A 14,417-nucleotide genomic window follows, 5' to 3' on the forward strand; every position below is an offset into this window, starting at 1 on the left:
AGCCTGCGCCGCCGCACAGGATTTTACGCCCAATGGCCGTTACGGCCCGAGTTGACGAGGCCCATCGGGTGATCTCCACGGCGGTGGACGGCGCCTTCTACCGGGCCGTCAATCCCGACCTGGCCAAAAGCGATCTCGACCCGATCCGGCACTATCTGCTGAGTGGCTGGCGGGAGGGCCGCGACCCGGCGCCCTGGTTCTCGACGCGCGCCTACGTCGAAGCCAATCGCGAGGTCATCAGGGCCGGCTGGAATCCGCTGCACCACTACCTGGCGATAGGCCGGCGCGAGGGCCGCGAGATCGTCCGCTCGGCTCTGGCCGAAGACTACCTGCTGCGCGCCGCCCGCCAGGGCCAGGAGCCCGCGTGGGACTTCGAATCGCTGACCGACGACGGCCGCGCGGCGGAGGAACGCGAACAGCGCCGACGAGAGCGCCTGCTGGCGGCCACCGAGTTCGACGTCGCCTTCTATCTCGAGAACAGCCCAGACGTGGCCAAGACCGGCGACGACCCGCTGGACCACTTCCTGGCCTCGGGCTGGCGCGAGGGCCGCGACCCCAACCCGACCTTCTCGGTGAAGGACTATCTGGAAAGCTACCCGGACATCGCCGCGGCCGACCTCAACCCCTTCGTCCATTTCCTCGGCGCCGGGCGCGCGGAAGGGCGGACCGGACGCACCGAGCTCGGCTTCCGCTACGAGATCATCAAGCGGCTCGCGCCGCTGCAGGCGCGGGTCGACGCCGTCGCGCGGGCCTCGGCGCGGGTGAAGCTTGCGACCGCGGCCGGCCTCTCCAAGGCGCTGGCCGGCGCGCGGACGGGCCTCGCCGACCTGCACATCACCTTCAGCCACGACGACTACACGGCCAATACCGGCGGGGTGCAGCTTTGCCTGCAGCGAGAGGGCGCGCAGATCGCCGCGCTCGGCCGCGACCATCTGCATATCTTCCCGGTGAAACCCTGGCCGGTGGTGCGGGCCCGCGGCGAGCCCGGCCACCTGGGCGTGCTGTTGAACGGCAAGTCCGTGGGCGTCTTCGCGCCGCAGACGATCGCCGGCGCCCTGACCAAGGCCGCCGGCGGCAAGGCCGGACAGCGGAGCTTCGCGATCCACAGCCTGCTGGGCCACAGCGCGACCGAGATCGCCGATATCCTCGCGGCTGCGGGCCTGAGCGCCGGCTATTTCTGGCTGCACGATTTCGCCAGCCTCTGCGCCGGCTATCACCTGCTGCGCAACGACGTGGAGGACTGCTCGGCGCCGCCGCCGGAGAGCGCGGCCTGCGGCATCTGCGTCTACGGCCCCTGGCGGGCGCGGCATCTCGCCGAGCATGGACGGCTCTTCGAACGCCTGGCCCTGACCGTGGTGAGCCCGTCGCGGCCGACGCTCGATCTCTGGAAGGCGAGTTCGGCCTATCCGACGGCCGGCGAGACCATCCTGCCGCACGCCCGGCTGGTCGAGCGGGCCCCGGCGCCGCAGACCCCGGCCGGCCGGCCGCTCCGGATCGCCTATGCCGGCATGCCGACCGCCCACAAGGGCTGGGAGATCTTCCGCGACCTGGCGGCCAGCCACGCCGGCGACCCGCGCTACCACTTCATCCACCTGGGCGGCCGCACGCCGCCCGGCCTCGCCCTGGAGTTCCACAAGGTCACCGTCACCGCCGACAAGCCGCGGGCGATGCAGGAGGCGATCGAGCGGCATGAGGTGGATGCGGTGCTGATCTGGCCGCTCTGCCGCGAGACCTTCTCGTTCCTCGCCTATGAGGCTGTGGCGGCCGGAGCGGCGGTGATCGCCGGGCCCGACAGCGGCAATGTGGCGGCCTTCGTGGAAGAGACCGGTCACGGCGTGGTGCTGACCGGGGAGGACGCCCTGGCCGCGGCGCTGGAGGGCGGCGGCCTCGCCGACCTCGCCCGCGCCCGCCGCCGGCCGCAGCTCTACGACCTGGCGTTCAGCGCGATGACGGTCGATCTGCTGGAGGGCCAGGCGTGAAAGTCCTCTGCTATTCCAGCTTCACCTTCTCCTACCTCAACCGCGCCCGCGTATTGTTCCAGACGCTGCGCCGCTTCCATCCGGACTGGGAGCTGGTCGCCCTGATCACCGACCGGGCGCCGCATGGCTTCGCCTTCGACCCCGCCGCCGAGCCGTTCGACCGGGTCGTGTGGGCCGAGGAGCTGGGCATTCCGGACTTCGAGGGCTGGCTCTTCAAGCACGACGTGGTCGAGGTCTGCACCGCGGTGAAGGGACCCTTCCTGCATCAGGCGTGCGGCTGGGGCGCCGACGCGGTCATCTACCTCGACCCCGACACCGCGCTCTTCGGCAGCCTCGCCCCGCTGGAGGGGTGGCTGGAGGATCACGACATCCTGCTCACGCCGCACTTGGTCGATCCGAACGACACGGCCGAGGCGATCCGCGACAACGACCTCTCGGCCTCGCGCACCGGCATCTTCAACCTGGGCTTCGTGGCCGTGCGCACGACCGGCGAGGGCGCGAGATTCGCCAGGTGGTGGAACGACCGGCTGCTCGACTGGTGCTACGACGACATGCCGAACGGCCTCTTCGTCGACCAGCGGTGGTGCGACCACGTCCCGGCGCTGTTCGACCACGTGAAGGTGGTGCGCGACCCGGGCTACAATGTCGCCAGCTGGAACCTCAGCACCCGCATCGTGGCGGTGCAGAAGGACGGGCAGGTCACGGTCAACGGCGCAGTCTTGCGCTTCTGGCACTTCACCAAGCTGGGGCCGATGGGCGACGCCATGACCAAGAAGTACGGCGGCCGCAACTTCCCGGTCTACGAGATCTGGAGCTGGTACAAGCGCCAGGTCGGCCAGGCCACCGACGCGGCGATCCCCGAGCGCTGGTGGGCCTATGGCGTCTATTCCGACGGCGCGCCGATCGAGAAGGCCCACCGGGTGCTCTATCGCGAGCGCCCCGACCTGCAGGCCGCCTTCCCCGATCCGTTCCAGGCGCGCGAGGGCGGCTATCGTCAGTGGCTGGAACGCGAAGGCCTCTGACGGCTCGCCCTGACAGGCCCGGGTTGACAGGCCCGGGCGCGCGCCCGAGACAACCCACCCAGAGTTCAACCAGAGGGGCCGCTTCAGCGTCGCGGCCGCAGACTTGGCCAAGACCCCCGCGCCATCGCCGAAAGCCGCGCCTCAGACCACGGGCGACGTCGCCCGCAAGGCCGCCGCCGCGGCGCAGAAGGTGGCGGGCCTGCGGACCGACCTGCGCCTCGCCCATGAGATGGCGCATCAGGCCCAGGTGCGTGAGGCGCTGACCCGCAGTGAACTGACCCTCGCCCTGACCGAGGCCCTGAAGGTCCGCACCGAGGCCCTGACCGCCGCGCGGCGGATGACGGCCGAGCGCTGGCTGGAGCAGGCCAGGCCACAAGCCTTGCGCCGCCGCGGCAAGCTTGAACGCGGTTTCGAGCGTCTGCTGGTCCGGTTGGGCCGTTCGGGCCACATCCGGTTGATTCTCGACGCCGGCGTCTGGCGCGGCGACGATGAGGCCGGGATCGCGGCCTATGTGCGCCGCGGGGCCGACCCGACGGCGACGCCGGCGGCGCTGTTCGACCAGGCCTGGTATCTGGAGACCTATCCCGCGGTCGCCGGCTCGGGCCTGCCGCCGCTGGTCCACTATCTCGCGCGGGGCGCAGCCCTCGGTTACAGCCCACACCCGCTGCTGCATTCCGACTATTACGCGGCGCTGAACGCCTCCGCGCTGCGGGGAAGCCAGGTCTCGCCGCTCGAGCATTTCGTCCGCGAGGGCGCCGCGCGCGGCCGCAATCCGCAGCCGTTGTTCGACGTCCTGCACTACGCCGCCCAAGGGCCGCAGTTGGCCAAGGACGAGGACCCCGCGTCGCACTACCTGCGCACCGGCTGGCGCGACGGGCTCTCGCCGCACCCGCTGTTCGACGGCGCCTGGTACCGACGGCAGATGCCGCGCCAGGAGGCGGAGACCGCCCCGCTCGTCCACTACCTGACCAAGGGCTGGCGCCAGGGCCTGACGCCGCATCCGCTGTTCGATCCCAACTGGTACGTGGAGCACAATCCGGACGTGGCCGAGCTCGGGGCCGAGCCCATGACCCACTTCCTGATCGGCGGGGCCGCCGAAGGCCGCAGTCCGAGCGCCTGGTTCGATCTGCCGCACTATGTGGCGGCGCGCGGCGAAGCGCTGGATCCCGGGGCCAATCCGCTCGTCGACTACCTGCAGGGCGGCGCCTGGGCCGTCGCCGAGGCCCGGCCCGGTTTCCCGACCGCCGCCTATCTGGCCGCGACGCCGGAGTTGGTTCGGCAGGGCATGACGCCGCTCGAGCACTGGGCGCGGCAGGCTACCCGGGCCTAGGCCAGGGCTCGGCCCCGGACGCCGAGTTCGGAGAGTTGCCGCCAGATCTCCGCATAATAACCGCTGACATAGTGGAACGGGCTAAGACCCCAGTCGTGCGCGTCGTCGGCAAGGCGGAAGTCCGGCGCCTCGACCCGATGCACGTTCGGGACCAGCGCCATGAACGCCGCCTCGTAGCGGCCGAGGAGGGCGTTGTGCGCCGCGACGTCGGCAGGGTGTCCGGGGAGAATCTCGATTTGCGCGATCGGCGCCTCGCGGCCGTCGGCGAGCCGGCGGTGCGTGGCCCAGCGCGCCGAATGCAGAATCAGGCGCGCCTGGGCCAGCGGTGTGGCCTGCACGAAGGCGGAGAGCTCGCGAACGGACTCCAGCCATAGCTGCTCGCAGGCCGCCGAGAGCCTGCGAATCGGTCGCGCCGCGCGCAGGGCGGGCTGGCTCCGGTAGCCACTGCACTCGAGCTCCCAGGTGTCGGTGACCAGCGTGCCGCGCGCCGACAACAGGTCGTACCGCTCGTCGATGAAGTCGAAGATCACGTGGGTCGGCCGGAAGGCGACCAGGCTCGCGAGTGTGGTCTTCTGCAGGTCCGCGACCAGGGCGTTGTGCGGCAGGGGTTTCAACCCTCCCGGCGGCGCGGCGGCCGGCCGGAAGCCCGGCAGGGGTGCGGCAAAGAGGCTCGGGAGGCTGGTGCGCTGGATATAGAGCAGGTCAGGCGCCGGGCCTGTAACGCGCCTGCCACTTAACCGCCACACATCCCGCGTTATGCAGCTTCCGACGATGGCGACCCTCGACATTCCTCCTCCAGGCGCCGGCGCCGCATCCTTATGCCAGCGGGCGTATTGTAACATGCACGGTCTGCGCGAGTGGAACCCCAGGATTGACATCGCAAGGGTCCCCAAGCATCTGTCCGCCCGCCTCGGGCGCTTCGGACCCGACGATGACCGAGTGAAGAATATCGGTCCGCGTTCATCTTTTTAGACCGATCGTTAAGTACGTTGGGCAGGGACCAAACAACTCGGCGCGCATGAAGATATTCAGCTTTCTCACGAATCAGCCCGACAACGTGCTCACCCGAGCCCTTAACGACGGGAAGCATCCGTTCGCCGTGGCGGCGGGATTCAGCTTCTTCTCGAACGTGCTCTACCTCGCGCTGCCGCTGTACACCTACCAGGTCTACGGCCGGGTCATGGTCAGCCAGAACATCCCGACCCTGATCATCCTGACCGTGATCACCCTGTTCGTCTTCGCCGTCTCGAGCGCGATCGACGACTACCGCGCGCGCATCCTGATCAACTACGGGGTGATGCTCGACCAGCGGGTTTCGGGGAAGGTCTTCTCGGCGCTGTTCGACGCCTCGGTGCGGGGCGATTCCGGAGCCCGCGCCCAGGCCCTGCGCGACCTGGACCAGTTCCGCCAGACCCTGACCGGCATCGCCGCGGCCGCCTTCTTCGACGTTCCCTGGATTCCCGTCTTCCTGTTCGTGCTGTTCCTGATCGACCCGGCCGTGGGCGTCGTCACCACCGTCGGCGCTCTCGCCCTGCTTGGCCTGGCGCTCTTGCAGGAGCAGATCATCCGGCCGGTCCAGCGCGACGCCGGCGACGCACAGCTTCGCAGCTACGCCTTCACCGACGCGGCGTTGCGCAACGGCGAGGTGGTGCGCGCCATGGGCATGCTGCCGACCCTGGGCGCGTCCTGGGCCAGCCACCGCGGCGTGGCCATCGAACGCGGCGCCACGGCGGCCGAGCACTCCAACGCCTTCACCGACATCATCAAGGCTGTCCGGATGGGCATCCAGGTGCTGATCATCGCCATCGGCGCCTACCTGATCATCAAGGGCAAGCTGCATCAGGGCATGCTGTTCGCCAACATGATCCTGGCCAGCCGCGCGCTGCAGCCGATCGAGAAGATCGTCGGATCGTGGGACCCCTTGAACAACATGGTCCGCGCCCACGGCCGGCTGATGCAGCTGCTGTCGAAGGCCGAGCCGTCGCTGCCCGCCACGGCCCTGCCCAGGCCCAAGGGCCGGCTGGCTGTCGAAGCGCTCAACTACGCGCCCCCGGGGGCGAACAAGCTGTTGCTTGGCAACATCAATTTCGCGGTTGAGCCGGGCGAGACGCTCGGCGTGATCGGACCCTCCGGGGCCGGGAAATCAACCCTGGCGCGGCTGCTGGTCGGCATCTGGCGTCCGGTCAACGGCATCGTCCGCCTCGACGGCGCCGACGTCTTCGCCTGGGACCGGGCGGACTTCGGCCGTCACGTCGGCTACCTGCCGCAGGACACCGAGCTGTTCGCGGGCACGATTCGCGACAACATCGCCCGCTTCCGCACCGAGGTCACCGACGAAGAGGTGGTGCACGCCGCCCAGCTCGCCGGGGTCCACGACCTGATTCTGCGCCTGCCGAAAGGCTACGAGACCGACGTCGGCGACGGCGGCCACACCCTCTCCGCCGGCCAGCGCCAGCGGGTCGGCCTGGCGCGCACCATGCTGGGCAATCCGGCCTTCATCGTGCTCGACGAACCCAACGCCAGCCTCGACGCCGAGGGCGAGGACGCGCTGCTCCAGGCGCTCGACGCCATGAAGGCCAACGGCGCCACCGTGGTGATCATTTCGCACAAACCCAGCATCTTCCGCGCCGCCGACAAGATGCTCGTCCTGCGCGAAGGCCGCATCGAACTGTTCGGCCCGCGCGACCAAGTGATGAACCGACTGATGAAGCCGACCGAAGTCCGCGCCGTCGAGGCCGGCCGATGAAACTCGACCTCACGCCTGTCCGCTCGTCCTATATCGCGCCCACCTTCGGCGGCGACGAGTACCTGCCGGTCAATGCGGAACTGCAGCGGCGCATACGTCATCCGATGATCGTCGGCGCGGTGATCATCGGCGTTCTGGTGCTGGGCCTGGGGCTGTGGGCTTCGCTCACGCCGCTGGTCGGCGGCATCACCGCTCAGGGCGAAGTCCGCATCGAGTCGAACGTCAAGACGCTGCGCAACCGCTCGGGCGGGACCGTGAAGCAGATCCTGGTGCAGGAAGGCCAGCATGTCCGCGCCGGCCAGCCGATGATGCTGTTCAACGACGTCGAGGCGCGCGCGTCCAACGACGTGCTGCAGAATCAGGTCGACAGCCTGCTCGTCCAGACTGCCCGGTTCAATGCCGAGGCGACGAACAAGAACACCCTGGAATTTCCGCCCGAGGTGACCGCTCGGATGTCCGATCCGCGCGTCTCCGGCATGGTTCGCGACCAGCAATTCCTGTTCACCACCCGCGCCCAGCTGTTCCAGAGCCAGAACGCAGTGCTCGCGCAACGCCTGGACCAGGTGCAGACCCAGGTCGAGGGGCAGCAGGCGCAGGTCGCCTCCGTCGACGAGCAGATCAAGCTGACCGACGAGGAAATGGCCGGCTATCAGACGCTCTACGACCAGGGCTTCGCGCCTAAGCCGCTGATTCTGCGCTACCAGCGCTCGCTCGCCGATCTTCGGGGCCGCAAGGGTTCGCTTCTGGCCGACATCGCGCGGCTGCGTCAGCAGGCCGGCGAGACGCGCATGCAGGTCTCGGCCAACCGCGACACCCGCACCAGCCAGGCCGCCGAAGGCCTGCGCGACGCCCAGACGAAGCTCGCCGACACCCTGCCGCGCCTCGCCGCCGCCAAGCAGGCGCTGGACGACACGGTGATCCGCGCCCCGGTGGACGGCTACGTCTTCAACCTCACCCAATTCACCGTCGGCGGGGTCACCGGCCCCGGCGAGGTCCTGACGCAGGTGGTGCCGGCCAACGCGCCGATCGTGGTCACCGCGCAGATTCCGCCCAAGGACATCGACAAGGTGCACCAGGGTATGGACGCCCAGGTGCGCTTCACGGGCCTCAATCAGCGCTGGCATGGGCCGATGAAGGCCACGGTGACGCTGGTTTCGGCCGACAAGATCGTCAACGAAAAGGCCGCCGCCGCCTATTATCGCGCCGACCTGCGGATCGACGCCAAGGAGCTGACGAAGCTGAAGCGAACCGCGCAAATCAGCCCCGGCATGCCCGCTTCGGTGATGATTGTGACCGGCAAAAAGACGGTCATGGGATCGCTGATTTCGCCCATCACCGACACCGTCCACGGGGCGCTCCATGATTGATAGATGCGTCTCGGTAACAGGAGGCTAGAGGATGGATTCCACGGCCTTTTTGCTGTTGCGTAAATTGCGTGCTTCCGATACGTCTTCCCTCGGGCTCGTTTAACCTTCGCCGCAGCCATGCTATGGCGCTTGGGACAAATGGACCGTCGGGACTGCTCCATCGGGGATGGGGGTCAGGCGTGCCGAGGGTCCGTGTGACACAGACTGGAGAGATCTATGGCGACTTATTTCTTTGAGACGATCACGGCGACGCAGGCGCTCGCATTCAACGGTGCGGCCGGCGGCGACGTGTTGGTCTTCACTAACCCGACGTCGTCGGGTTCCAAGGTTGCGGTGAGCTACAACGCGGCGACCGCGACCTCGACCCAGACCGTGACCATCACCGACCTGGTGACCGGCCACGCGGTGGTCTTCGGCACCGGCATCTACGGCGAAGGCGAAGCCAGCCACACCGTTCCGGTGTTCGCGGACGCCTCGACCCTGGTCGTCGGCGACCCGGGCGCGAACGACACGGCCACGCTGACGGCCGGCGCCAACGGCATGTTCGGCGGCGACGGCAACGACGCCCTGACCGGCGGCTCGGGCGGCGACGTGATCCAGGGCAACCAGGGTAACGACGTCCTCAGCGGCGCGGGCGGCAACGACACGATGTTCGGCGGCCAAGGCAACGACTCGATCGACGTCGGCACCGGCACCAACTTCGCGCAAGGCAACCTGGGTGACGATACGATCACCGCGGGCGGCGGCACGAACATCCTGCTCGGCGGCCAAGGCAACGACAACGTTTCGGGCAGCACGGGGAACGACATCCTCAGCGGCGACCTGGGCAACGACACGCTCAGCGGCGGCGGCGGCAGCGACAGCCTGGCTGGCGTTGACGGCAACGACAGCATCAGCGGCGGCACCGGCAGCGACATCATCGATGGCGGCAACGGCAACGACACGATCGCCAACGGCGGCGGCGCGGGCGGTGACACCATCACCGGCGGCAACGGCGCTGACAGCATCGGCGTGACCGGTACGGGCGTGAACAATGTCGAAGCTGGCCAAGGTAACGACATCGTCACCGACAGTGGCTCCGGCGCGGATACGCTCCTCGGCGGCCAAGGCGACGACACGATCGCCCTGACCGGCACCGGCAATGTGCTGATCGACGGCAACCTGGGCAACGACACCATCACCGCTTCGGGCGCGGCGACGGGCGCGCTCAACCTCCAAGGCGAAGACGGCAACGACGTCATCAACGATGGCGGTACGGGCAAGGCCACGATCGCCGGCGGCGCGGGTGACGATACGATCACCGCCAGCGGCGCCGCCGTCCACGTGATCACCGGTGGTGATGGCAACGACAACATCACCGGCGGCAGCGCCGGCGACAACATCGACGGCGGTCTTGGCAACAACACCATCGTCGGCGGTGCGGGCCTCGACACCCTCACGGGTGGCGCTGGCAACGACAACATCACGGCGGGTGGCGGCAACGACGCGATCAATGCCGGCGACGGTAACAACACGGTCACCCTGTCCACGGGCGACGTGTCGGTTACGACCGGAGCTGGTAACGACGTGATCAGCGGCGGCACGGCTGGCAACGAGAACATCGCCAGCGGCGCCGGTGACGACACGATCACCACCAGCATCGGCAACGATGCGATCGACGGTGGAGCCGGCAACGACGTGATCACGGGTGGCCAAGGTAAGGACATCCTGACCGGCGGCGCCGGGAACGACACCTTCGTGTTCGGCACGACTTCGGCCGGCTCTCCGGTGGTCAACACCGGCGACTCCTCGATCACCGCCGGGTCCGGCGACCAGATCAAGGATTGGGAAGGCGGCACCTCCGCGGCTCCGCTCGACCACCTGCACTTCGTGGACGCCGGTGGCGGCACCACGAACCTCGGCGCGGCCACCTCGGCCAACTACGTCGAAGTGACGGCGACCGACTACGCCAACGCTACGACGCTCGCGAGCACCTTCTTCTCGGGTGGCACGGTCCACTACGTGGTGGCTCAGGTGGGGACCGACGTCGTGGTCTTCGCCGACACCAACCACGGCAGCTCGCTGGATGCTGGTGACGATGCGGTGGTTCTGGTTGGCCGTTCGCTGACCGACATCGACGTCGGCAACATCATCTAAGCTCCGGGTCTGGAGTAAGGTTTAGGGCCGCCCCTCGGGGCGGCCCTTTTCTTTTGTAGCGATAAGGAATGGGCGCTAGCCGTCCCATTTCTCCTGTAGTGACAAGGCGGGGCGCGCCGCGCCCCATTATTCCCCTAGTGACAAGGCGGGGGCGCGGAGCGCTTCCGGGGCGTGCAATGACCAACGCTGCGATCTACATGCACCCCAATGGGTTCGACACCACGAGCGGCCGCATCCTCGGGCGGCATTCCGCGGGCGAAAGCTTCCTCAGGGGATTCCTCCGCCACGCCGACGTCGAGCGCTTCTACTTCTGGAACGCAGGCGCCGCGACGATCCCGGACCTGCAGGCCCTGGTGAGGCGGATCCACCCGACGGACCGTCCGAAGACCTGGATCACCACCAACCATCGTCCCGGCATCGGCGAGCCGGGCGTGCTGAACCTGCCCGGCCCGAACCTCAATGAGGAAGCCTGGGCCCGTCGCGTCCACGGCGCCGGCGTCTATTCGATCTGCGGCATCACCCACACCACCGCCACGGCGCGCGTCATGGACATGGTGGGCCAATTCGCGATCTCGCCGATCTCCGATCACGACGCCCTGATCTGCACCTCCTCGGCGGTCCGCGACAGTGTCGAAGCCCAGCTCGACGGCGTGAGGGAATATCTCGCCGAGACTTTCGACGGACCGCGCCGTCGTCCCGAGGCCCAGCGCGTGACCATCCCGCTGGGTGTCAACGCCGAGGACTTCCAGGCCGACCCAGATCAGCGCAAGGCCTGGCGCGAACGCCTCGACATCCCCGACGATGCGGTCGTCGCCCTCTATGTCGGCCGCTTCAACCACCGGGAGAAGATGAACCCGGCGCTGATGGCCCTGGCCCTGGAAAAGGCGGCCCAGGCGACCGGCAAGCCGATCTATTGGGTCAATTCGGGCTGGGCCGAGTCCGAGGAGGCCAACACCGCCTATCATGATGGCGCGCGCGCGCTCTGCCCCACCGTCCAATATCGAGAGGTCGATGGACGGCCGCCCGACGTCCGCTTCTCCATCTGGTCGGTCGCCGACTTCTTCATCAGCCTGTCGGACAACATCCAGGAGACCTTCGGCCTCACGCCGCTCGAGGCCATGGCCGCGGGCCTGCCTTGCGTCGTCACCGACTGGAACGGCTACAAGGACACGGTCGCGCATGGGGAGCACGGTTTCCGGATTCCGACCGTCGCGCCGAAGCCCGGGGCCGGTGTCGATCTCGCCTACTGGTACGCCAACAACTGGCTGAGCTACGAAAACTACGTGGGGGCCGCGAGCCAGTGCCTGGCGATCGACTTCGCCGAATCGACGGCGGCCATCTCTGCCCTGGTGCTGAATCCGGATCTTCGCCTCAAGCTCGGCCGCCAGGCGCGCGCGCACGTCCAGGCGACCTTCGACTGGGTGCAGATCATCCCGCAGTACCAGGCGCTTTGGGGGGAGCTGAACGACCGGCGCAAGCGCAACGCACAGCTACCGGCCAGGCCCGACAATCCCTATCGTCCCGACCCCTTCCGCCTGTTCGGCGGCTATCCGACCCGCCATCTCTCCGAGGACTGGACGGTCGAGCTGGGCGCCGGGGTGACCTGGGAAGACGCGAAGGAACTGCTGTCCAGGCCGATCACCAGCTACAGCGCCATCCACCGTCCGACGCTCTTCGAGGTGGAAACCATCGTGGCCTGGCTCGGCGCATCGTCCCCTGGGGCCAGGTTGGGCGACCTGGTCAAGATATTCCCGGCGGAGCGGCGATCCATCGTGACGCGTGGCGCGCTGTGGGTCGCCCGATACGGGGTGATCGTCCTACGGCCGCCGGCCTGAGGCCCAAAACGCGAAAGGCCGGGCGACGGATCTTGCGATCCGTCACCCGGCCAAAGCGACACAGCCATGGAGAGCTAGGCTGACGACCCACATTAGCTCAAAGCGTCACCACACTGAAGCAATGCGCCGATCACTTAACGGTTAGACCGGCCGGCGCCCGCTTCCGCCTCGCGCAGCGCCTCGACACGAACCCGGTGAACGAACTGCTCGCCGGCCGGCGCGCCGGCGAGGTTGTGGCCGGTCCCCGCGGGCCCTTCATGCAGCCGCACCAGGGGATTGGCGCACAGCACCTCGCGATCACGGGCGCTGGTGAGGGAGGGCCAAAGGGGCAGGTCGCGCACCGGCAGGAGCGGCAATTGGGCGACGACGAGGTCGGTCGGCACGCTGAGGGCGCGCGCGAGATGCTCGTAGTCGACGTTGTCCGCCCGCTCCAGCGCGATCCCGAAGACCTTGTCGAAGAACTCAGCCAGGAGCTTGTTGTCTGGGTTGAGCGCCAGCCGCTTTTGGGAGTCGGCGATGAAGGGCCACAGGTCGCTGGTGTTGAGGAACGGCTCCTGGACGATCTGCCGGACGACGTTGGGCGCCTTGAGCCCCAGGGTCACCAGGCATCCGGTGGAGACCCCGTAGGCGACGACCGGCTGGGTCGGCAAGAGCGCGCCGATAAGCTCATCGTAGGCCGTCGAATAGTGGCCGGGCCGGGGAAACTCGAAGGCCGGCGATCGCATCCCGGGCAGAGTCCCCACAATGACATTCGCGCCGGAGTGCTTGTCCACCAGGTCATGCAGGAAGTCGTCGGGCGGAAAGGCGCCGCCGACGGCGAGCAGGGCCGGTCGCTTCCGGTCGGCGTACAGGCGACCCACCACATGCAGCGGCCCGAAGCTGGTTTGAACGATCAGTCGGTCCATGCGGCAGGCGGGCGCGATCCATCGAAGGTCGATGCGTCTCTAGCCCAAGTCGCCCATGCCGCCTAGATCGTGGCGGTGAACCGGCGCGTGATGGCCACTGCGCCGGCCCGGCGCACCCGCACCTCGGCGGAATAGGCGCCGTGGGGCCATCCGCCGGCCGGCGGCTTCTTGCCGGCATAGGCGACGTACTGGTCCTTGTCCGAGGTGAGCGGCGCGAGCTGGTTCTGCAGCAGGACCTGGCCGCCTGGCCCGGTCAGGACGAGCTCGATGACGTCGCCGGTCTCCAGCCCGATCAGGCGCGCATAGGCGATCAAGGGGGTCGTGGCGGTGGGCGGCCCGACGCCGCCCTCTTCGACGGCGGCCATGGTCACGGGACCGGAGGCGAATCCGCCATTCAGCACGGCGCCCGCCTTGTAGGTCAGCTGGCGCTGCGCCGCGGCGGTCCACAGCGTATTGGGCTGGGCGCGGCAGACGGTCGGACGGCTCATGTCCGGCGCGAAGGGATCCACCACCTGGGCGGCGTGGCGGACGGTGAAGTGCAGGTGCGGGAACTCGGTGTCGCCGGAGAGGCCGACGTGAGCGAGCGGCTGGCCGGCCTTGACCTCCTCGCCCACCTTCACCCGCACGCTGCCGCGCGCCAGGTGGCAATACTGGGTCTCCCAGCCGTCGCCGTGATCCACGACCACGCCGTTGCCGCACTCCTGGCCGGCGACCGAGGGCGCGCCGGGCGCCCGGATGGAGATGTCCTGGACGCCATCGCGCAGCCGAACCACCCGCCCGGCCGCCGCGGCCAGGACGTCGACGCCGGCCCGCTCGGCGGCCATGTCGAGGAGGCGGATGTCGATCCCGTTGTGCGCCTGGTAGGTCCGGTGGCCGCAGCGGTAGTCCAGCGCGCTGGGCCCCGGATCGCGGTCCACGTAGTGCTGCACCTCGCAGGAGCGACCTATCTGGCAGGCGAGCGGCAGGGCGAACTTCGGCCCCTCCGACGCGCCGCGCGCGGCCAGCGGCGCCAGGGCGAGCGTGAGGCCCAGAAGGCCGAGCGAGGTCGTTCGCATCTTGGCTCCTTTGGCGGCGATCGGGCCGAACCTCGCGGGCCG

At 68.7% G+C, this 14,417-nt stretch carries 10 protein-coding genes; 7 read left to right on the top strand and 3 right to left on the bottom strand.

What is annotated here, in order from left to right:
• Positions 1-32: 32 nt before the first annotated feature.
• From ACESMY_RS06870 to ACESMY_RS06880, 3 genes are all read left to right on the top strand, one after another.
• Positions 33-1,979, top strand: a complete 1,947-nt coding sequence (locus tag ACESMY_RS06870; protein ID WP_372783564.1) for a hypothetical protein — start codon at positions 33-35, stop codon at positions 1,977-1,979.
• Entirely contained in the window at positions 1,976-3,001 is a 1,026-nt protein-coding gene (locus tag ACESMY_RS06875; RefSeq protein ID WP_372783566.1) for a hypothetical protein, read from the top strand. Before ACESMY_RS06870 ends, ACESMY_RS06875 begins: the two co-directional genes overlap by 4 nt.
• A 103-nt stretch (positions 3,002-3,104) precedes the next feature.
• Positions 3,105-4,331, top strand: coding sequence for a hypothetical protein (locus ACESMY_RS06880; RefSeq protein WP_372783568.1), 1,227 nt, complete (start codon positions 3,105-3,107; stop codon positions 4,329-4,331).
• Here ACESMY_RS06880 and ACESMY_RS06885 read toward each other — a convergent pair.
• Complete coding sequence (locus ACESMY_RS06885) at positions 4,328-5,119, bottom strand: DUF6270 domain-containing protein (protein ID WP_372783570.1); 792 nt, start codon at positions 5,117-5,119, stop codon at positions 4,328-4,330. The two genes, ACESMY_RS06880 and ACESMY_RS06885, sit on opposite strands and share 4 nt — an antisense overlap.
• A gap of 230 nt (positions 5,120-5,349) precedes the next feature.
• Between ACESMY_RS06885 and ACESMY_RS06890 the strand changes: the two genes are divergently transcribed.
• The 4 genes from ACESMY_RS06890 to ACESMY_RS06905 all read left to right on the top strand — a co-directional run bounded on the left by ACESMY_RS06890 (position 5,350) and on the right by ACESMY_RS06905 (position 12,415).
• Positions 5,350-7,077 (top strand): type I secretion system permease/ATPase, encoded by a 1,728-nt coding sequence (locus tag ACESMY_RS06890; protein ID WP_372783572.1) that lies wholly within the window; start codon positions 5,350-5,352, stop codon positions 7,075-7,077.
• Positions 7,074-8,444 carry an HlyD family type I secretion periplasmic adaptor subunit gene (locus tag ACESMY_RS06895; RefSeq protein ID WP_372783574.1) on the top strand — a complete coding sequence of 457 codons (1,371 nt, stop codon included), beginning with the start codon at positions 7,074-7,076 and terminating at the stop codon, positions 8,442-8,444. The genes ACESMY_RS06890 and ACESMY_RS06895 overlap by 4 nt, the downstream gene beginning before the upstream one ends.
• Before the next feature lie 216 nt (positions 8,445-8,660).
• The gene (locus ACESMY_RS06900; protein ID WP_372783576.1) at positions 8,661-10,580 is read left to right on the top strand and encodes a beta strand repeat-containing protein; all 1,920 of its coding nucleotides are present in this window, start codon (positions 8,661-8,663) and stop codon (positions 10,578-10,580) included.
• Positions 10,581-10,756: 176 nt separating this feature from the next.
• Positions 10,757-12,415: a glycosyltransferase family 4 protein gene (locus ACESMY_RS06905; protein WP_372783578.1), complete on the top strand. Its 1,659-nt coding sequence runs from the start codon at positions 10,757-10,759 to the stop codon at positions 12,413-12,415.
• A 134-nt stretch (positions 12,416-12,549) separates the two neighbouring features.
• Here ACESMY_RS06905 and ACESMY_RS06910 read toward each other — a convergent pair whose 3' ends face one another.
• Together ACESMY_RS06910 and ACESMY_RS06915 are read right to left on the bottom strand one after the other, a co-directional pair.
• Positions 12,550-13,320, bottom strand: a complete 771-nt coding sequence (locus ACESMY_RS06910; protein WP_372783581.1) for an alpha/beta hydrolase — start codon at positions 13,318-13,320, stop codon at positions 12,550-12,552.
• A 62-nt stretch (positions 13,321-13,382) separates the two neighbouring features.
• The gene (locus ACESMY_RS06915) at positions 13,383-14,375 is read right to left on the bottom strand and encodes a M23 family metallopeptidase (protein WP_372783582.1); all 993 of its coding nucleotides are present in this window, start codon (positions 14,373-14,375) and stop codon (positions 13,383-13,385) included.
• Between the last annotated feature and the right edge of the window lie 42 nt (positions 14,376-14,417).

This window comes from Phenylobacterium sp., from assembly GCF_041691455.1.
Classification (GTDB): Bacteria; Pseudomonadota; Alphaproteobacteria; order Caulobacterales; family Caulobacteraceae; genus Phenylobacterium.

What these genes read in the sequence shown, in the direction of transcription:
- ACESMY_RS06870 (WP_372783564.1), top strand. Translation starts at nt 33, where the DNA reads ATGGCCGTTACGGCCCGAGTTGACGAGGCCCATCGGGTGATCTCCACG.
- ACESMY_RS06885 (WP_372783570.1), bottom strand. Translation starts at nt 5,119, where the DNA reads ATGTCGAGGGTCGCCATCGTCGGAAGCTGCATAACGCGGGATGTGTGG.
- ACESMY_RS06890 (WP_372783572.1), top strand. Translation starts at nt 5,350, where the DNA reads ATGAAGATATTCAGCTTTCTCACGAATCAGCCCGACAACGTGCTCACC.
- ACESMY_RS06895 (WP_372783574.1), top strand. Translation starts at nt 7,074, where the DNA reads ATGAAACTCGACCTCACGCCTGTCCGCTCGTCCTATATCGCGCCCACC.
- ACESMY_RS06900 (WP_372783576.1), top strand. Translation starts at nt 8,661, where the DNA reads ATGGCGACTTATTTCTTTGAGACGATCACGGCGACGCAGGCGCTCGCA.
- ACESMY_RS06905 (WP_372783578.1), top strand. Translation starts at nt 10,757, where the DNA reads ATGACCAACGCTGCGATCTACATGCACCCCAATGGGTTCGACACCACG.
- ACESMY_RS06910 (WP_372783581.1), bottom strand. Translation starts at nt 13,320, where the DNA reads ATGGACCGACTGATCGTTCAAACCAGCTTCGGGCCGCTGCATGTGGTG.
- ACESMY_RS06915 (WP_372783582.1), bottom strand. Translation starts at nt 14,375, where the DNA reads ATGCGAACGACCTCGCTCGGCCTTCTGGGCCTCACGCTCGCCCTGGCG.